The 19,133-nt window shown below is 48.2% G+C and carries 20 protein-coding genes; 13 read left to right on the plus strand and 7 right to left on the minus strand.

Annotation, left to right across the window (positions count from 1 at the left end):
• Positions 1–12: 12 nt before the first annotated feature.
• The 4 genes from EL628_RS08200 to EL628_RS08215 all read right to left on the minus strand — a co-directional run bounded on the left by EL628_RS08200 (position 13) and on the right by EL628_RS08215 (position 4,643).
• Positions 13–1,605, minus strand: coding sequence for an O-antigen ligase family protein (locus EL628_RS08200; RefSeq protein ID WP_126579468.1), 1,593 nt, complete (start codon positions 1,603–1,605; stop codon positions 13–15).
• Between the two features lie 56 nt (positions 1,606–1,661).
• Positions 1,662–2,609: a UDP-glucuronic acid decarboxylase family protein gene (locus tag EL628_RS08205; protein ID WP_126579469.1), complete on the minus strand. Its 948-nt coding sequence runs from the start codon at positions 2,607–2,609 to the stop codon at positions 1,662–1,664.
• A 432-nt stretch (positions 2,610–3,041) separates the two neighbouring features.
• Positions 3,042–3,677 carry a CPBP family intramembrane glutamic endopeptidase gene (locus EL628_RS08210; RefSeq protein ID WP_161975347.1) on the minus strand — a complete coding sequence of 212 codons (636 nt, stop codon included), beginning with the start codon at positions 3,675–3,677 and terminating at the stop codon, positions 3,042–3,044.
• 312 nt (positions 3,678–3,989) lie between these two features.
• Positions 3,990–4,643 (minus strand): DUF6483 family protein, encoded by a 654-nt coding sequence (locus tag EL628_RS08215; protein ID WP_126579471.1) that lies wholly within the window; start codon positions 4,641–4,643, stop codon positions 3,990–3,992.
• 224 nt (positions 4,644–4,867) lie between these two features.
• Between EL628_RS08215 and EL628_RS08220 the strand changes: the two genes are divergently transcribed.
• On the plus strand, positions 4,868–5,503 hold the full coding sequence (locus tag EL628_RS08220) for a hypothetical protein (RefSeq protein ID WP_126579472.1): 636 nt from the start codon (positions 4,868–4,870) through the stop codon (positions 5,501–5,503).
• A gap of 48 nt (positions 5,504–5,551) precedes the next feature.
• On the opposite strand, the gene EL628_RS08225 is transcribed toward EL628_RS08220, so the two are convergent.
• On the minus strand, positions 5,552–6,088 hold the full coding sequence (locus EL628_RS08225) for a bifunctional nuclease family protein (RefSeq protein ID WP_126579473.1): 537 nt from the start codon (positions 6,086–6,088) through the stop codon (positions 5,552–5,554).
• Positions 6,089–6,393: 305 nt separating this feature from the next.
• Between EL628_RS08225 and lexA the strand changes: the two genes are divergently transcribed.
• Positions 6,394–7,035, plus strand: a complete 642-nt coding sequence (lexA, locus tag EL628_RS08230; RefSeq protein ID WP_161975348.1) for a transcriptional repressor LexA — start codon at positions 6,394–6,396, stop codon at positions 7,033–7,035.
• Positions 7,036–7,093: 58 nt separating this feature from the next.
• Here the strand turns inward: lexA and EL628_RS29745 are convergent, their stop codons facing one another.
• Positions 7,094–7,240: a hypothetical protein gene (locus tag EL628_RS29745; RefSeq protein ID WP_161975349.1), complete on the minus strand. Its 147-nt coding sequence runs from the start codon at positions 7,238–7,240 to the stop codon at positions 7,094–7,096.
• Between the two features lie 103 nt (positions 7,241–7,343).
• On the opposite strand from EL628_RS29745, the gene EL628_RS08235 reads away from it, so the two are divergent.
• Both EL628_RS08235 and EL628_RS08240 read left to right on the plus strand, forming a co-directional pair.
• Positions 7,344–8,435, plus strand: a complete 1,092-nt coding sequence (locus EL628_RS08235) for a hypothetical protein (RefSeq protein WP_161975350.1) — start codon at positions 7,344–7,346, stop codon at positions 8,433–8,435.
• Between the two features lie 100 nt (positions 8,436–8,535).
• The gene (locus tag EL628_RS08240; RefSeq protein WP_245994030.1) at positions 8,536–9,366 is read left to right on the plus strand and encodes a DedA family protein; all 831 of its coding nucleotides are present in this window, start codon (positions 8,536–8,538) and stop codon (positions 9,364–9,366) included.
• Positions 9,367–9,622: 256 nt separating this feature from the next.
• On the opposite strand, the gene EL628_RS08245 is transcribed toward EL628_RS08240, so the two are convergent.
• A complete protein-coding gene (locus tag EL628_RS08245) occupies positions 9,623–10,537 on the minus strand; it encodes a hypothetical protein (RefSeq protein WP_126579476.1) in 915 nt (304 codons plus the stop codon).
• A gap of 308 nt (positions 10,538–10,845) precedes the next feature.
• Here EL628_RS08245 and EL628_RS08250 point away from each other — a divergent pair, with 308 nt between their 5' ends.
• The 9 genes from EL628_RS08250 to EL628_RS08290 all read left to right on the plus strand — a co-directional run bounded on the left by EL628_RS08250 (position 10,846) and on the right by EL628_RS08290 (position 19,104).
• Positions 10,846–11,478, plus strand: coding sequence for an RNA polymerase sigma factor (locus EL628_RS08250; protein ID WP_126579477.1), 633 nt, complete (start codon positions 10,846–10,848; stop codon positions 11,476–11,478).
• Complete coding sequence (locus EL628_RS08255; RefSeq protein WP_126579478.1) at positions 11,475–12,413, plus strand: hypothetical protein; 939 nt, start codon at positions 11,475–11,477, stop codon at positions 12,411–12,413. The genes EL628_RS08250 and EL628_RS08255 overlap by 4 nt, the downstream gene beginning before the upstream one ends.
• A 22-nt stretch (positions 12,414–12,435) precedes the next feature.
• Positions 12,436–13,149 carry a hypothetical protein gene (locus tag EL628_RS08260; RefSeq protein WP_126579479.1) on the plus strand — a complete coding sequence of 238 codons (714 nt, stop codon included), beginning with the start codon at positions 12,436–12,438 and terminating at the stop codon, positions 13,147–13,149.
• Position 13,150: 1 nt separating this feature from the next.
• Entirely contained in the window at positions 13,151–13,906 is a 756-nt protein-coding gene (locus EL628_RS08265; RefSeq protein ID WP_126579480.1) for a hypothetical protein, read from the plus strand.
• 4 nt (positions 13,907–13,910) lie between these two features.
• Entirely contained in the window at positions 13,911–14,690 is a 780-nt protein-coding gene (locus EL628_RS08270) for a hypothetical protein (protein WP_126579481.1), read from the plus strand.
• Positions 14,691–14,775: 85 nt separating this feature from the next.
• A complete protein-coding gene (locus EL628_RS08275; protein ID WP_126579482.1) occupies positions 14,776–15,687 on the plus strand; it encodes an ABC transporter ATP-binding protein in 912 nt (303 codons plus the stop codon).
• A gap of 87 nt (positions 15,688–15,774) precedes the next feature.
• On the plus strand, positions 15,775–16,572 hold the full coding sequence (locus EL628_RS08280; RefSeq protein ID WP_126579483.1) for an ABC transporter permease: 798 nt from the start codon (positions 15,775–15,777) through the stop codon (positions 16,570–16,572).
• 360 nt (positions 16,573–16,932) lie between these two features.
• Positions 16,933–17,586 carry a hypothetical protein gene (locus EL628_RS08285; protein WP_126579484.1) on the plus strand — a complete coding sequence of 218 codons (654 nt, stop codon included), beginning with the start codon at positions 16,933–16,935 and terminating at the stop codon, positions 17,584–17,586.
• A 162-nt stretch (positions 17,587–17,748) separates the two neighbouring features.
• Positions 17,749–19,104 (plus strand): RNA polymerase sigma factor, encoded by a 1,356-nt coding sequence (locus EL628_RS08290; RefSeq protein ID WP_126579485.1) that lies wholly within the window; start codon positions 17,749–17,751, stop codon positions 19,102–19,104.
• Positions 19,105–19,133 lie beyond the last annotated feature (29 nt).

The raw sequence follows: 19,133 nt of genomic DNA on the forward strand, positions 1-19,133 counted from the left end.
TCCTCTGAACGACTAATCTGTTGGTAGCGTTATTCCTCCCAGGCGAATCAGCAGCACGAGCAGGAGCGCAAAGAGAATAGTCATCCCATGCACATATAAATTATCCACAAGATTATGAACGCACACGGAAATGAGAGCAGCTAGCAATCCGATTGCTAGAGCACGATCCGGTGTAATTCTTTTCAGGGCAGGAACCGAGAGCGTTGGAATCGAACAGGCAAGGCCATGTTGGAGACCTTTCAACTGCGTTCTTCTGTGATGATAGGCTTGATTGATCCGACGAAAAGAGCGAGCTCCAGCGCGAAATGAGGTCGTTAAGAATGCGAGAAGAGCCAGCAGAGCAAAGATGCCTGCCTCAGCAGCCATGTTGATATAGTAATTATGGGCATGGCCAAGTGGAATGACGAAGATGCCAACGGTATATGTTGGCGCATAGACAACTCCATAGTTGCCTATACCTACCCCAAGAAAAGGATGCTCCAGAAACATCTGGACGCCAGCCACCCAGTGGGCAACACGTTCAGAGTTGGCATAGCTAGCATGGGTTGGTTGAACAAAGGAGATATCAATAATGCCAGCCTTAAGCAGTATGGGATCAAGATATTTTTCGGGGAGAGCACCAATCAGGAAGGCGCTAATCAGTGCGACCATGCAAATCAGCCCGGTATAAATCCAGGGTCGTAAGCGTGGATAGCCCAGCAGTAAGATCGCAATGAGCGCGACAACCAGTGCCAGCCATCCGCCCTTAGAGAGCGTATAGTATTCTACACCTCCCAGCACAACAATGGCTATACCAGCCAGCACCTGAAGCCGAAGATTGTTTGCCAGTAGCACCAGTGCAATCATCATGACCAGGCTGACATTAATATAGCCCGCGAGTGGATTGGGTTGTCCGAATGTCCCATATACGCGCAGCGTCGCATCACGAATAAACGAGGCTGGCCCCAGATTAAACAGAGCCTGGGTATAGCCGAGAAGAGACTGCGAGAGAGCTGCAAGTGTAATGAGCAGCACCAGCGTCCAGATCTGCCGGCGTGTGCGAATATATTGTGTTCCAAGCAGCAGAATTACGGCGCATTCCAACCATTTCACAATCTCTTTTAAGCTTGTAGCCAGGCTCGAAGTCACCGTTGCCGACAGAAGCATCAGCAAGATCAGAAGGCCAAGCGTCAGCGCGATTGGTATAGGAAGATTGAAGCGCTCACGATCCAATGGACCACGTGTGGTCTGACCGGACGGAAGAAATGGGCGGAGTGGAAAGCTGAGGAGCCAGCTTACCGTCAGCAGACCAACCAGGAGATCCGCATCATAGCCTTTGAGCGTCAGTCCACTACCAGTATCAAGTGAGCCCCAGGGAATCGCAAATGGCAACAGATAGAGAGCAACGCGTGGCTGAATGAGCACCCAGACAACGACAATGAGATAGAGTGGAAGACGGAGATTCGAGTAATCCTCTTTGGGAAGACCAATCAGACAACCGAGAGCGAAGAACGCTGCAACAAGCCCGATCAGATTTGCTGCTGTACACCATCGTTGAAGTCCAGCCCACAGACGAAGACCCGACGAGGTTGTGGATTGGCCATTCTCTATCCGTAGATTGAACATACGATCACTTCTTACTAGCCTGCTCTTAATAGAGAGCAGGCGTTTATTTCAACGAACTAAACCGTTGAGAGATGAGCAATGCGTTTACCGAACCACTCAATGGTCTGGCGTAGCCCATCTTCCATACTGACCTGACGCTGCCAGCCAAGAATCTGTTGAGCCTTGGTTGGATTGGGGCGGCGGCGTTCGGGATCATCAACGCGGCTGGGCTCAAAAACAATCGTCGAAGAAGCATTGCAGAGTCGAATGATCATGTGGGCATATTCCAGAACAGTATGTTCCTCGGTGCTACCCAGATTAAAGACCTCGCCAATCGTACCTGGCTTAAACATAGCTCGTAAGAGCCCATCTACGAGATCGCTTACATAGGTAATGCTGCGTGTTTTATTGCCATCACCATAGATAGTGATGGGCTCATTCTTGAGAGCTCGTGTAATAAAATTGGGAATCATGCGTCCATCTTCAATCTGGCTATTTGGGCCGTAGGTATTGAAAATGCGAACGATACGGACATCAGTCTGATACTGGCGATAATATTCCATTGTTAGCGTCTCACCAAGGCGCTTGCTTTCATCGTAGCAGGCCCGTGGTCCAATAGGATTTACATTCCCCCAATAATCCTCACGCTGGGGATGGATCAATGGATCGCCGTAGATTTCTGAGGTTGATGAAATCAGAAAGGAGGCGTTCTGTTTACGTGCCTGTTCAAGCATCTGATAAGTGCCCTGACTGTTGACCAGAATCGTCTCGATTGGGTGCTCCATGTAGCCCACAGGGCTGGCGGGGCTGGCTAAGTGGAAGATTGCTTCAGCCTCAAATTCAAATGGAATAGTAACATCGTGTTGTAAGAAAGTGAAATTTGGGTGACTGAGAAGGGGGGCAATATTGTCGTGCGAGCCAGTAATGAAATTATCTACGCAAAGGACACTATGCCCTTCTGCTAGTAATCGTGTACAGAGATTGGAGCCAATAAACCCTGCTCCTCCAGTAACAACTGTTTTCAATGAAATAAACCTCCAGCAGTAAAATCTTTGGGCTAGATATCCTTTTTCATTATACCTTGATGGGTCTACAAGCGGAGGGGCTTGAAGAGAACCTGTCAGCCCTTGAGACAAACAAACATCCTTGCTTATTTGTATTTTGTTAAGATTATAGCATGACCTGCCTGATGAGCACAGTTTTTCTATGATCAAGCATGCTGCTAACAGGACTTTTTGGACTTTTTCTACGGTACAGGGCGGCTTGTTCTATCTGCTAGAGCTCCTTCATAGCTGATAGAAGATCTTATGATCCTGTGTAAGATCTATTCACAGAGACGCTTGGGGCGCTGGATTTGTCACAAAGTAAAGTGCTCTCTATGTATTTTATTCTGTGTTTTGTTACGTGTTTTATAAGGAAGAGCTTCCTATACGTGTTTTCTAATAAGGAAGAGCATCCTACTGTATGCGGGTCTGGCGATAGCGCCAGCGTTGGTAGAGCACTTCATCGCCCCAACTGAGAAATCCGCTTGTCGTCATACCGTGAACAATAATGACAGCCAGTAGTGAATGTGGACCTGGAAAGAGCAGATAGACCAGACTAAAGACGATGCCTGCAAAGCCCACCCCGGCGACACTACGCCAGCTCCATTTACCTAAGCGATGGTAGAGTGTATACACAGCTGTACTGACCAACCAGCCCCAGCCCAACCAACCTGTCCATTGTGTAACGGCAGCGAGAAGAAAGCCGCGAAAGAAAAGCTCTTCAACTGGAGCATTGAGAAAAAGATAGAAGATGCTTTGAAAGATTTGATCTTGTAGCGTAGGGCGACGAAACCAGGGCCCTACAATAAACATGCGGTAGAGGGCAGCAAAAGCTGTCAAGGCGATCCCTACGCCAAAGCCTACCATGAGAGCCAGAGGAACATCATGGAGTGTTAGTCCTAGAAACGAGAGAGGCAGGTGGAAGACACCAAGGTAGAGAAAAGGGACCAGCCCCATTGGAATGATCCGCATCAGAATATCAGGCCACATCCAGCGCCAGGAATCGGCTATATGCGTACGTACAATATGTGTTGATCTACTGGAAGACACGTGTGGGCCTCTCCTTGGTAAAAAGACATTCTTTGCCTGGGTTGTTGCCATTCTATCCACTTACTTTCTCTTGATCTTGTGTTAAGAGAATGTTAAATTCTCGTTGCGTAAGTGTATAGAATTAGAGAGAAAATGTCTACTGGTCTATAAACGTAGGTGGAACCACTGTTACCACTGTATTTGGCGTGATCTTCTGCTTAATTGAGGGTAAAAGCAACGAGGGTAGCACAGCTTATCTGCTCGAAAGCGCCTGTTACAGATCACCAGAAGTACTACCGTTTTGTCGGCGAATACAACCACCTTACAACCACCTTAAAGAAGCTTCTCTACTTGAGCGAGCCCCTCTGCAACCTCCATCTCATTCAGATTGCCTGCTGCCAGATCGGCCGGATTTTTTGCTTGCAAGCGCTGGTAAAAAGCCCGACCTTGCTCAAGAAGCGCTATCGTTTTCCCATGTTCTAAGAGCTCAAAGAAGATATCCTCAGCTTTCCCATAATGACCGATGCGTTCATAATAAGCGAAAAGCTGCTGCTTTACACTATCTGGCAGCTCATAATCAGCCAGAGTCTGCAAGAGATTTAAGATCCGCTCCTGAAAAAAAGGAGCCTCTTCAAGCGGTTCTTGTTGAGAAGCAGCGAGGTAGAGAGCCAGAGCCTTCACCGAACGATAGTACCCCTCCGAACTGTTGCCGCGAGCAGTATAGATCGCAGCCTCCTCCTGGAGGAGACTGGCAATCCACAGTGCCGCCTCTACATTCAAACGATCGATAGGAGAGAGGGCCTTAACCAGCATCTCATCAGAGAGAGAATTAAGGAAACGAGAGGTCATTCCAACAGTGCGAAGAAGCACATCATCAATATAGATGAGGACCTCTTCATCGTTATCTCTTCTGCGGAGCTTAAGAATAAACGACAGCTCGCGACCAATCGCCTCGGCCAGGCGGAGAATATAATCTCTATTAATCATAAAGCCCTTTGTATGTCTGCACTGGACAAAAAAGTAGGTGATCAAGGTTCCTAAAAAGTATACCAGACGTTGGATTGGCAGAACAATAGTGCGTTTATAGAAATAGATCTAACCTCATGCCCATTCTTATCGTATTATGTAGAGGAATTGTGAGAAAGTTGCGTGCCATCTGAAGCATACCAGGTCTGTCGTTGAAAAATATTCTAGCAGTCAGAGAGAGTTGGATGAAGAAACCAGTACAGCCACAAGACAACCATGAAGTGCCAACAGAGCCTTTAGCACCCTTTGTGCCAATGCCGTCCCCGCCTGCCTCTCAGTATGATGATCTGCATGGAGAGCCAACGGAGCCTGTGCCACCTGTACAGCAGAGGCTTGTTCTGCCGAGGCCACTTCCTCAGCATTCAGCACAGGCAGCCCAGACGCCTCAACCTGTCGTAGCTCAATACCCTTATCTGCCAGCGGGACCATCTTATCGCCCACCAACACCTGCGCCGGGCAAACGCAGTATGGTACAACCCAGACCAATTGGAAAAAGCGCACTGAACCTCATGAGTTGGGCCTTTTTCCCCTGGCTCATTGGAATGATCTTTGTCTGTATTGAAATGATATTATTGTTGCGTTTTAGCTTGAAGCTTGGGGCGTTGTTTGAAGGGCAATCCTGGATTGAGACGCTCTATATCGTGAGTGATGTATTCGTCTGGCCAGCGCACACCATTTTCCTCTACCTGTTGCCTCAGGTAGCAAAAGGTCTGCCAACCAATCTTGAACTAGATACCCTCTGTGCCGTCATCCTGTATAGTTTCGTCTCTCGTTTGATCGTGCGTTTTTTGAAGTTTGTGCTGAGCATCCAGAGAGTATAGAGATGTAGCCCACAAGCGGAATGCAGTGGTTATGTGGACCTGACTGAATTAATCCTTACCGAACTCGTCGAGGGCATCCAGACTATTGATGAAGTCGCGGTAGGCATCCAGATTATCGGCACCTTCAGCGTCTTCGATCTTTGAGTCATTTTTTGAGAGCGAGCGGCGGGACTCCTCATTCTGCTGTTCGAGGGCGACACCAGCTCGTTCTAGAACACTCTCCTCAACATAGATGGGCGTTTTAGAGCGAACGGCGAGCGCAATAGCATCGCTAGGGCGTGAATCGATCTCCACATGTCGTCCCCCCATATCGAGCACCAGGCGAGCATAATAGATATCGTCGATGAGATCAGAGATCACAATACTCACCATCTTGCTGCCCAGTTCACTGATCACATTTTTCAGGAGATCATGAGTGAGCGGCCTTGGAGAGGTCGTGCCTTGAAGTTCGACGGCAATAGCATATGCCTCCGGGTGTGCGATCCAGATGATGAGGTAACGATCCTGTTTTGTGGCTTTCAAGATGACCACATGCTGTTGCGTAGCTAGATTGATGCGCACGCTCTCAACTGTCATCTCTACCATAGTTCTTTTGACTCTCTCTTTCGTGCGTAGATCCGTCGAATAGATGCTGTTCCTATTGTACACCTATCAAAGTGTCAGGCGCAAATCGCCAGCGTTTCCTTTGATAGCTTATCGTATCTTGTTAGTGCTATGCAAGGGTGTCCCCTCATGACATTTTGCTCATGAGCTTCTATTTTCGGAAAATACGTTCCAAAAAAGGCTTGTATTGCCTATGTGGTTGTGGTATTATTTTCTCGAATAGTCGTTCTATTTTTGGGTTGTGGGGCTGTCACGCAGATGTGCTTAGAAAGGCAGGAGAGCATACCATGTCACTGGAACAAGCCAGCGATATACAGCGGCGCATGTATGATTTCATTGTAACGTATATGAGATCAGAAGGAATGCCGCCAACAAATCGAGAAATTGGTCGCGAGATGAATATTGCCAGTACAGGCCATGTGGATTATCATCTTACGATGTTAGAGAAAAAGGGTCTGATCTCCCGGCAGCCAAAAAAGAGCCGCGGTATCAAACTCACCAAGCAGACCCAGGGGATTCCTGTTATGGGGGCCATTGCTGCTGGTCAGCCACTGGACATCTATACCGATGCAGCTGAGTCTGTAGATACTGGTTGTCAGATTCCTGAGGCCGAGAATACGTATGCGCTGATTGTGCGCGGGCGCTCAATGATCGAAGATCATATCTGTGATGGTGATTATGTGGTGATTAAGCCACAGCCGACATGCCAGAATGGAGATATTGTTGTCGCCGTCCATATGCAGGAAGGCGTGACAGGCAGCGCGACCCTCAAACGCTTCTTTCAGGAGAAAGAGCACGATCGGGTCCGTTTACAGCCTGCTAATTCAGAGCTTGATCCCATTTTGATTCCTAAAAGCGTATGGGATCGCGAATGGCAGATTCAGGGCAAGGTAGTGGCCATCTTCCGCCAGTGTGGGACGGCTGCGTAATCTCCTTTTTCCCTCTTCTCTGCGTGGCCGGCGACATAGATTGACATATGCACGTTCGTCAGGCAGTTAGCCATAGGAAGGTGTGCAGGATGCGAAGCGCTCCTGCATTATCTGCGTTGATCATTTCTAGAGGCACTGCTGCCTGGCCTCTTTTTCTATCTTTTACGCTTTTTTTCTGATCTGCCGCTTTTGCATTACTGTTCACCTTGTACTCTTCCCCCAATTTTGGTATACTAGGGATAGAGAATCTTCACCTTTTTGTGCGGAAAAGGTCTGTTGTGAAAGCTCGGAAAGGAATCACGGCTTTGATGAAGGCTGTGGCTGTGGCGCTGGTTTTGATTGCGGGTGCCGCCGTCGTCCTCTGGTTTGCAAATACCTTAAACTCCTGGGTGCTTGGTGGATTAATTGGTGGATTGGCTGCCCTTCTCCTCAGTATCCCGATCACTTTGACGCTTTTCTCCTATCTCTCTCGTCGTCATGATGAACGCTTGCGTACTGAAGCTCGCGAGGAAGAGGAGCTGTTTCTTGCGCGCGCCCAACAGTATCGTGCTTACCCTACGTATCTTCAATCTGGCGAGCAGTATGCGTCCCTGGACTTTCCGCGTGTGTTGAGCTATGAAGATGATGAACCAGAGTATGTCGATGCGGAGAGCGCGTCCTGGTATGAGGACGAAGATGATTGGTATGTTTCGCAGCCACCTCAGGAGCTTCGCAGAGAGCAGCTACGGCAGTTGCCTCCGCCTCGACAGGTCGAAGAGCCCACGCGCCAATTAAAGCAGATCTCTCAGCAAGGCAGTTCGACAAAACAGGTACGTTCGCGTACTGGTTCGCAACGTGGCCGAGAGACGACAGGACGCCTACAGAGTGCAGCTTTTCCTGGCTATCAAGTAGAATCTTCGCGTAGCCAGTTTCAATCACAGGCCTTGCGAACTGCTCGTTTAGAGGCGGTTCGCAAGATTGAGCAGGACGAAGATCGTACAATCATACAAAGGCCCCCGGCTAAACGGAGTATGACCACCAGACATGAGCGTATGCGTGCTCTGCGCCAGAAACGAGCCGCTGAACGCTCAGGCTACCAGGATCGATCACGTCTTGAAGGTTCTCTAAAGCGGCCTGAGAGTAAACAGAGGCATCAGACCGATCCAGCCTTTGGATACTCGTTGCCACCATCCCTGGTAGAAGGCGAAAGTATGACTCATCCACAGTATGAATATGGAGAGCCACGCACGACAGATCTCGATCCAGATGCCTCATTGGAGCAATTGAACAGGCCGCATCTACGTAAAGCACCCTATATGTACGATGATGATCCTTTGCGGCAGGAGATGTCACAGCACGTCGATGAGCCGATTACACGTCGTTCTTCTCGCAATCTGGCGAAGTACCGGAAAGATCAATAGTCAGATCTCCCTATATTTTTGTACTACTGGTCCTATCCTCTTTGCAGAAAGTATGCTAGTATGGGCTTAAAAGCGTAGGTTTTGCGAAGGAGGCTTGTTCTTGCTTACTCAATTAACGACAGCATTGACAGATATAATCACAAACCTGTATGTCGCGACAGGATTGTTTGGCATCATATTAGCGATGGCCATTGAAAGCTGCTGTATCCCTTTACCGAGCGAGGTTGTGATGCCAATCGCTGGTATTTTGATCGCACAGGGAAAGCTTTTGCCCGGTATGAATCCTTTTCTGGCCATCTTTCTTGTGGCTCTATCAGGAGCTTTTGGCTGTCTGCTTGGTTCGATAGTGGCCTATTATATTGGCTACAAAGGCGGACGACCTTTGATGTTGAAGTATGGTCGCTATGTGTTGATCTCTCAGCACGATGCCGATAAAGCAGATGCTTTCTTTGCTCGCTGGGGAACACCAACAGCATTTTTCTCTCGCCTGTTGCCAGTGGTGCGTACCTATATTTCTCTGCCTGCTGGTATTGCAAAGATGCCTTTCTTGAAATTCTGTGTGTATTCTTTTCTGGGATCTTTGCCCTGGTGCTTTCTGCTAGCCTATGCTGGTACTGTACTTGGGGACCATATGGATGTTTTGAGCCCGATCTTCCACGTTGCTGATGTATTTATTGCCATCGCGCTGGTTATCCTGGTTGTCTGGTATGTACGCCGTCACCTGCGCCATGATCGTGAGGCACGTGAAGCACATGCAGCCGCTGAGGCTCTGCAACAATCTGCCAGTGCTCAACAAGCCATCGCACAGGGTATTAATCAAGCCCCGTGGAATCAAGCTCAACCTCAGTCTTCTGCCCAGCAGTGGAACCAGGCTCAGGCCCAGCAGTGGGGTCAGCAGCCCCCCTATCCACAGCAGCCTCCTCAGCGCTAACGTTTCTCAACTGAGAACCATAGAAAAAAGACAGGTCTTATGCATGACCTGTCTTTTTTCTATGGTTCTCATCTGCGCTGCTCTGTTGAAGTCTCTTTTCTTGTGGATATTGAACAGAGCGTATTGAATGAAGCCTCCATAAGCCTTTTCGAGAGCTTTTTGTAGAGTTAGACGTTCATGAAAGGGTTTCACCACTCTGTATGAATCCTTTATTTTCAGAAGAGATACTTCTGTCTTTAACGATCTACACGCCTGCTTAATGAGAGGTCAGGAAGGCGACGAACGCAGGGAATGTGAACGTGAGGCTGCCAATACAGGCAAGACTCACTCCCAATGCGAGCAGACGATTCCAGCGTCCACGCAGTGAGAGAGCCAGCAGACTATACCAGAGCAGCCAGAGAGTGAAGACTACTGGCGTACCAACCTTCAGCGTTGTAAGTACCCCATGTAAAGAGATACCATCATTGGCAGTGACTCCCAGAAAGAACAGGATGGGGAGACCCCAGACAAAGAGTAGAATCCAGGTCCTGGCTCGCGCCAGCAGATAGTGAAAATACGTACGATAGCGAGCAGTTTTGCGCATACTCCAATGCTGGCGTGTGAATTGGAGCCTCTGTAGAACCACAGCGACGACAAAGATCTGAACGGAGAGATCATAGAGAAAAACATACGTGCGTGTCCAGAAGTTTGTGGGTTCGATCTCCGACAGATTCCAATTGTAATCACTGGGGAGATTGAAGAGAGCCGAGTCCAGAAGATGAGAGATTCCGAAGCGCAACCAGTGCCAGTAGCCATTCTGAGCTGCTGCAAAGCCTCCCAATGTCAATGCCAGTTGACGGCTCAGTTGTGAGAACGAGACAACTGTCACAATAATACAGAGCAGACTCATGGAAAGATGGAACGACGAGTTCTCATGCTTTGTAAAATCGCCCTCTGCCAGATAGACATACATAATAAAGGCGGAGAGCACCAGAAGGAGCAGATAGCCTGGAATACTCAGCGGGCTCCAGAGAAGGCTCAGAGCTTCTATCAGGGCCAGCAGACCATACACAACCAATGAGCCCAGAGCCATAAAGATCGAGAAAAAGAGGATTTCATCGAAACCAGTCTCGTTGATCTGTGTCTCTTGTATGTCTGGAGTCTGTTCTGAAAGTAAGATGTTCTTATTCATAGAACCTCGACCTTTGGAAACCCTCATCTTTTAAGCGGGGGAGGAGAAGGTCTTCCTTCTGAGAGAAGATAAAATCAGTTTCATCTTCGCTAAAATAGACACCTTTGATCAGGCTTTAACAGGAATACTAGCACAACTATTTGATAATGTCTATTTCTGTGAGAGAAATTTCAAGACAGATACATAAGGAATACCAGAAAATAGAAAGATTCCCTGATAAGCTGTTAACATTTTACAACGCTGATTTGAAAGTATAGTAGGAGCAGTCATACGTAAGGTCTCTAAGGAAGGGTGCGAAAGAGCTGTTGATGATAAAAAGGATTCAGCGATATGAATCGAGTCAGCAGGAGCAGTTTCGGAAGAGAAAAGAACTGGCAGATTGTATTCAACAAAATACGGAAGCGTTGCTTCGAATTTTGCGCATGTATACGCAGCGGATGGGATTGGCTCAGGGCATGGAAGTACAGGCCGTCGCATTGGATGTGTTGCAGGAAACGGTTGTTGAGGCCCTTGAACATGCTGATCGTTTTGACACTGGCAGACAACCTGTGGCCTGGCTGTTAGGTATTGGGGTCAATGTTATTCGACGCAAAAAAGATGAGATGATGCGAACTGGGAAGCGTGAGTGCTCGATTGAGCATTTCTCGTATCACCAGGAGGACACTGTCGATAGTGGTGAAGCACTGGCTTATGTGCAGTCAATCTCTGTTGCGGGACCGGAAGCAAAGGTTGAAGAGGATGAGAGGGTTGAACAATTGCTTGCGCTGGTTTCTGCTGAAGATCGGCAGGTTCTACGATTAGCCTTTATTCATGGATTTAGCCGGGATGCTCTGGCTCAACAATTAGGATTGACATCTGGTTCTGTGCGTGTGAAACTGCATCGCGCACTCTCTCGACTGCGTTTGGCCTGGCATGAGCAAGCAGAGGGGAATAATGAATGAGTGATCATCTTACATTACAGGGACGACAACGTGCCAGGGTGTTGATGCGCTACTATGCCGCACTGGAGGCGGGCGATATTGATGAGCTAGCAGCCATATTGCAAGAGGCTGAATATGATGATGATCTGCAAACTCTGCTACTAGAAGCGAATGAGCCATATCTGCAAGAGCATAGGCAGGCTGTGCAGTTGCATGAGATTGTCCAGATTCAGAATCTGGTCCAGCAGCAGGTGGTCAGCACTGTAGCCCCGACTGAGCACGAGTCTCTCTTCTCAGCGTCACGAATGCGTACATTCTGGCAGCATTGCTGGCTGATACTGGTGAGTCAATGGCGTCTGATTCACAAGAGCATCTGGATTGTTTGTCTCCTTGCGCTCGGGATCAGTGGCGCGATTGCCTGGTATCTGATGGGGCTTTCATCCCAACTTATTTCAGGGGCCGAGATAGAACTGGCCTTGCTGTTATCCGTGACTACTGCGTCTGGCATTGCCTATCTCTGCGGGGGTGAGCAAGATGTGGGGCAGGAAATAGTGCTCTCAACTCCGACATCTCCAGCCTTGATCGTCTGTTGTCGTACCGTACTGGTAGTGGGATACAATATCTTGCTGGCTTTTATCCTGTCGTTCATTTTGTCAGTGACCTATGGGATCAGTCTGATCGAGATGACGCAGATCTGGTTAGGGCCAATCTTATTACTCTCAGCCCTTGCTATGGCCGTTACCGTCATACTTGGATCGCTCTACGCATTATGTGCAGTACTGCTGATAGAAGTTGGGCAAATGCTGCAAATACGTTTTTCTGCTTCGACAGTCTTAGTAGAGCATAACTATCTCTGGCAAACCAATACAATTACTCTGTTGCTTGCGTGTGCCTGTTTTCTATTTGCACTTTTTTATGTGTCGCGCCACCCCAGGTCTGGTCCCGAGATAGTATAGAGGAAAGTTCGAAGAGAGCCTTATGTTTTTTGAGCGAATGTATTACGAAATGCGCCTTATTGGTTGGAGCGTCGCGGGTTTTCCCGGTACTGCCCTGTGTTGTCTCGGAGTGGGATTATTGTTCTTGCACGCTGACACACACTTTATCATCATTGGTATCACGGCAGCACTAGAGATGTTTTTACCACTACTAGCAGGATTGCAGGTGATCAGTATGAGCAGTTTTGATGGACTGATGGAACTGCAACTCACCTTACCAACCAGTTATCGCAGGACGATGATGCATCGATTCATACTGGTCTTTGCCTGTATTGGCTACGCTGCCCTGCTTACCAGCGTTATCACTGCCTTCTGGCAAAACGCTTTTCTGGCACCTTTCCAGGTCTACCCCCTCGCATTGCGCCTGTGGCTCTGGCAGTTAACCTGGATCGCCCCTTTGCTCTGGTTTATGGCGGGTGGACAGGTGCTGGCCTTGTTGATGAGGAGTCGGGCTTCGGGTAGCGTCCTGTTAAGCGGTATCTGGTTACTGGATGTATTTGCCTCTGGTTTTTTGGCAGGCAATGCCTGGCTGTGCCCATTGTTTCTCTTCATGACAACACTGTTATTACAAACACCTTTATGGTTTGTCAATCGTCTGACCATGATAGGGACGGCTGTGCTGATGTTTGGAATTGGTGCATGCCAGCTGCAATCTGCTGAGGGGTTACTACGCCTGTCTGAACAGGGAGGCGAGTAGGATGACTATCTGGAAAGTTGAGGATTGTGTATTGAATGATCGTTTGCGTTATGAGCTGCAATTGATGGGTAAGTGGGTGATAGTGACACCCATTGTGCTGGTGATTTTCATGTCTATGAGCCCATTTGTGTTGCGAATGACGAATGTCAAGACGATGACGCTGCTCATTGCCAGTCTAGAAATGTTTTTACCTTTACTGGCTGGTATTATCGTAGCTACCATCTGTATGCATGATTCAGCGATTGAATTACAATTGACCTTGCCAACACTCTATCGGCGTACGATCTGGCGTCGTATTGGACTGGTTACATTCTGGACTGCTATCATCTCCTGTCTCTTAAGTATTGTTGTGTATAGTTTGAATCCACTCCGGCAACCGCAGGAAGTGCAGTCCTGGTCGGTGGGCGCTCGCATTATTCTGGGGCAACTGACCTGGCTGGCGCCTCTAGTCTGGATGATAGCGCTGAGCCTGGTGTTGTCTCTCGTGTTCAGGAGCCGTGTAGCCAGCGTCTCCGTTCTGGGTGCACTCTGGGTGGGTGAAAACATTGTCTACGGGCTCTTTCTTAGTACAAATTGGTTGCGTCCCATCTTCATTTTTGCGACGACATTGACACCGCTTACGCTTCTGACCCTGAATTTCTGGCTTTCAAATCGCCTGTGGTTGCTTGGTATAGCGTTACTCTTGCTTATAATTGCCTGGTGGCGCTTATATAGCGTTGAAAGGTTGCTGCCTGCCTCAGGTAGTGGAGAAGAATAAAGGTATGAATGGGTTCTCAGTTTTTCTAGGAACGTTCCTGTATGAGTTTCGCATGCAAGTGCGTCGGCCAGCTTTATGGTTAACCTTTTTGCTCTGCTCATTAGTACTCACTCTAACCATGCATGATCTGCTGACATTCTCATTGGAGACTCCATTAACGGTAGTAATAAGTCATTGGCTCATGTTGTTGAATACCTTTTTCCCGATTGTGTTTAGTTTTTTTCTCGCGGACCGCTTCATTCGGGATCAACGTATCAAGGTGACTGAACTGTTTGAGACAGTTGTACCAGCGTATGGAGCACGCCTGTTTGGAAAATACCTGGGATGTTGTCTGGCTACGCTGGTGCCAATTTTCCTGTTTTATAGTCTGGGCATTGCGCTGATTTTGCTGCATGCACGCCAGGTGCAGGTGCCTGGCCTGGCCTTAGAGATGTTCGTCGCCCTGGTCGTACCAGAAGTCTTGTTTGTTGGTGCATTCTCCATGGCCATTCCTGTTTGCATTCCTCTCCCAGTGTATCAATTTCTGTTCGTTGGATACTGGTTCTGGGGCAACATTTTCCCGCCATATCCACATACGCCTTTCCCTATTCCCACCTTAAGTGGGACCATACTGACCCCCATTGGCAGTTATATCAGCGCAGGATTGTTTGGTGTTCCAGCATTTGCAGTCAATCAGGCGAGTGTAGTTGAAGGGCATGCAAGCCTTGTTGTGCTGCTCGTTTGTCCTGTCGTTGTGATGTGCATACTTATCGTGTATGCGCGCTGGCAGCCAAAGTTGCGCTAAACACGAAGAACTGGTGGTAGGAATATTCTCAATTTCAGGCGCTGACATGCAGCGTACTGCATAAATGATTGTGAAGGAGAACAAGATGAAGATCATTATCGACCATATGAATAAGGTCTACCGAGGCAACGTGCATGCTCTAAATGATATCAGTTTAACGATCCCAGACGGCATGTTTGGTCTGCTCGGGCCTAATGGAGCTGGAAAAACGACGACGATGCGTATCATGGCTGGTATTTTACGTCCTACGAACGGCACGCTACAGATCGGCCCCTTTGATGCGACCACCGAGCGTGGACGTAATGAGGTGAAGAAGATCCTGGGCTACCTGCCACAGGATCTGGGTATGTACCCAGATCTCAGCGCCTATGAGTTCCTCGATTATATCGGTATCCTTAAAGGGCTGAATCAGCGCACTCAACGCCATAAGCGCGTCACAGAACTACTGGAAATGGTTGCCCTGGCTGATGTCGCCAGACGTAAAATCAAGACCTTCTCTGGCGGTATGAAGCGCCGCGTTGGCATTGCTCAGGCTTTACTCAATGATCCGCAGCTACTTATCGTCGATGAGCCAACAGCTGGACTGGATCCTGAGGAGCGCATCCGTTTTCGTAACCTGCTCTCTGATCTTGCTGGTGGTAATCGCACCGTGCTGCTTTCGACCCATATTGTGGAAGATATTGCCCAGACCTGCCAGAACCTGGCAGTAATTAAAAGTGGTCAGACCATTTTCCAGGGATCAATTGCTGAGATGCTAAAGGAGACCATTAATCGTGTATGGCTGATTACGACCCAGGGTGTGAAGCCACAGGGGGACTTTACTGTCGTGTCAACATTGAACCTGGGTGGAACCATGCAGTATCGCGTGGTTGGGGATGTGTCTGATCTGCGGCGCGACTCCAAGCTCAGGATTGAAGCGGTACAACCGAACCTGGAGGATGGCTATGTCTGGTTAATGCATGCCCCAAACGGTGCCAGTGCAAAATCTGTTTTTTAACCGATCAAGGTGGCTATATTCGCCATATGTCTGATATAAAGAAGCATTTTTTGTGTTAAACAGAGCATTAATAGAAGGAAAGAGATCGTGGATACTCTCGCATCAACTTTTGTGGGCGCATTGCAGTTCGAGTTCGCGATGCAGATTCGCCGCCGTGTCATGTGGGTCACCTTTTTCTTTTTTGCGATCTTCGTGTATGCGCTGGCTGGTCAGGGAAACTGGTCGCACTGGCAGGGCAACCGGTCCGCAACCGATAGCTTTGCCGACTGGACCGTAGTGGTAAATCTCTTGCTGCCAATCGCTGTAGGTGTGCTCCTGGCTGATCGACTGCGGCGCGATAAGAGCACTCGCGTCGATGAGCTTCTGTATACAGTAGAGGGCTCACTGGGGGGACGCTTAGTGGGGAAATACCTGGGCAGTATACTGGCTACATTAATTCCGTTCTTCCTGGTCTATCTGGGAGGTATGGCATTTATCACGTATCACTGGGCACCAATAGAGGGATTTGCACAGGCATTGACGCAATGGCCAGTTGCCCTGGCTATGTTTCTAGCGGTTGTGGTGCCTGGTGCACTCTTTGTTGCTGGTTTTTCCATTGCAGTACCCTTTGTCGTCTGGGTTCCGCTCTATCAGTTGCTGTTTGTCTGCTACTGGTTCTGGGGGAATGCACTTGAGCCTGGAAAAGGCATTCCCACCTTGAGCAACACCATCCTGACGCCATTCGGAGCCTTTATGCTGGCTGGCTTCTTTGGAGCGGATAGCGGGATGGTCATCCATAAAGCTACGGCAGTGCAGGGTCTGGCCAGCCTGATCCTCTTAATCGTTCTTGGCTTCTGTGCTATTCTGGCTGTCTGGCAGTATATCCGCTGGCACCTTTCACGATAAGCAACCATGCCTTGTGGGGGCACCATCAACTATTCTTTGCACATCTTGCCGTTCTTGCCCAGTATCATGAAGGTTGTTTCGATCCTGGCCTGGTATTCGCAGTTGTTCTGACACCTTTTCTCAGCCTGATATTCGTTCTTCACGGATCCCGTCATCCCTCTATAGGAATATGTAAAGAGAGAACAAGGAGATCATACATAACCTGGATCAACGCCTCCTCGAATTTTTTCCTGAACATGTCCCTCAAGAACCAGAGGAAGTAAGCTCAGACTAGTGAGATCTCCTTTTAGCGTACAATAGTGTATACTAAAAGTATAGATTTATGTAAATTTGCTTTTATGACATCCATAGGAAGAAACTATGCCTGATTTCGTAACAACAATTATTGCAGCTTTAATTGGTTCAGTTATTGGATCAGTTGGCGCAGTGTTCGCTGATTATTGGCTGACACAAAGAAAAGAGAAGCTCGCTAAACGTGAAATTATCTTGCAACGCTATCTTTTTCAACTTCAAGATGCAATAGAGATGTTCTATTATCGTCTGAATAATGTCGCATTTAGTGCTGGTGGGCGCGTTATGTCTGATGAATATTTTGAAGTTACCACGCTCTACGCATTTGGGAAGGTTTTAGCGCTTGAAAGAATCTTTTTGTTGGATGCTGTTTATACGCAACTTGATGGTCTTTATCCTGAGCTAGGCACCTTTCTGAGAGTACATAGATTGGATAGAAATGTACAATATATCGACCTGTACCAATACGATCGTATAGCATTAGCTGAATCAATCATTGAGCGTGAAGGTGAAGTGTTTAGGACAAGCACCTATCTTGAGTTTAGAAAACGTTACGAGATGCCGGGATCGAGAGAAAAGCAATGGTTGGAGCCAGCGGTTAACGCCATTACATCACTCTCACCTGTTCAGATACAAGCGATGCTGAAGTTTTTAAAGATAGAGGCAGACCGTATTGCAAAAAGAACGGGTATTGATAGTTCCCTTAATAAGGATCATAAGTAAAAGATCATAAGTAGAAAAATATGTTTAATAACGGGTTGCTTAGAAGCAGGGAAAGCAGATGGAGGGCGTCAGTGAAAGCGGGGAAAAAGCATTTGTAACGCGAGACCGTTCTCTGTTATGTAATGAATAATAGTTCTCATAGGGAGGGATGGCAAAGTAGCAATGGGACGATCATTCTCAGAACAGGATGAACAGAGACGTGTTCTCATAGAAACCATTTTTCGCGAGCACTATACCGAGATTCATTCCTTTCTCTTCAATAAGGTGAGACAATCTGATGTTGCTGATGATCTGACCAGTACCGTCTTTCTCAAGGCATTTCGCTGGTTATTGGTAAATCGAGGCGTACGGCAAGTTCGTAGTTGGCTTTACGCCACCGCTCGCACCACGCTTGCGGATTACTGGCAAGAACAACGCAAACGCCCCTCTCTTCCTTTAGAGATGATCGAAAGCGATGCCGCTCTTCCTTTTGCGTCGTTGGAGAATGAACAAGCACAGAAACAAGTGCAGCGCTTGCTTTCATTCTTGCCGGCGCGTGAGCGCGAGGTCCTTCGCTTACGGTACTTACAGGGCTACACTACAGAAGAGGTTGGGCAAGAACTCGGCTTACGTGCAGGGCATGTGCGGGTCGTGCAACTGCGTGCCTTACGTCAGGCAGCTCTCATTGAAACAGAGGAAAGGAAGCTTTCACACATGGATGAAAAAGTTCTTACTTATACTGAACAAAGTCAACGCGTGCTTGATCTGGCAAAAGAGGAAGCGATCTCTTTGAAGCACCATTATATTGGCACTGAGCATCTTTTGCTAGGCATTCTTGCTCAAGGCAGTGCCGCCGCCTCATTAATTGAGCAGGGAACAACATATGAACACGTGCGAGCGGGATTGATTTTCCTTATTGGAACAGATCAGGGTGACCCTGAATCTGGGACCCCCCTGACTCCCCAGGCACGACACATTCTTGAGCAAGCAGGAGAGATTGCAAGAGAGAGCAAAAAAATGGCAATCTCTCCACAGCATATTCTGCATGCTTTACAGAGCGCAGAAAACGAGTATGGGATTACCTTTGGGATGCTTCAATCATTAGGAGTTGAACGACGTTTGGGGCAGATGCAGCCTATTGATGAGGACGCAAATGAGAGTGCCTTACGTCTGGAGGAAGATCTCATCACACTGTACCTCGAGCTCAGCCTTGAGGAAGAACGCCAACTCGCTTCGATGGTAAGGCGTGGTGAGAAGGAAAAGAAACGTGCCCAGTCTTTGCGTGAACATCCCGATAGCGACGTTGTTGAGGAGGGTAAAATCGCCTATTTTCGACTCTTCATAGCGAGCCAGCACCTGGTCCTCTCTGCAGCAAAGGAGTACTTCGCACCTGGAAAAGACGTGAGGAAGCTGCTTGATGCAGGCAATAAAGGTCTCATGTATGCTATCCACAAGTTTGGCATAAAGACGCAGGTATCCTTCCGTTCTTATGCTACTCATTGGATTCATCTGGAGATTATGGAATCTGTGCTTGAATAGTAGAGCTTTGCCGCAGTTCTGTTAGAGCG

The sequence above is a fragment of the Tengunoibacter tsumagoiensis genome (genome assembly GCF_003967535.1).
Classification (GTDB): domain Bacteria; phylum Chloroflexota; class Ktedonobacteria; order Ktedonobacterales; family Ktedonobacteraceae; genus Tengunoibacter; species Tengunoibacter tsumagoiensis.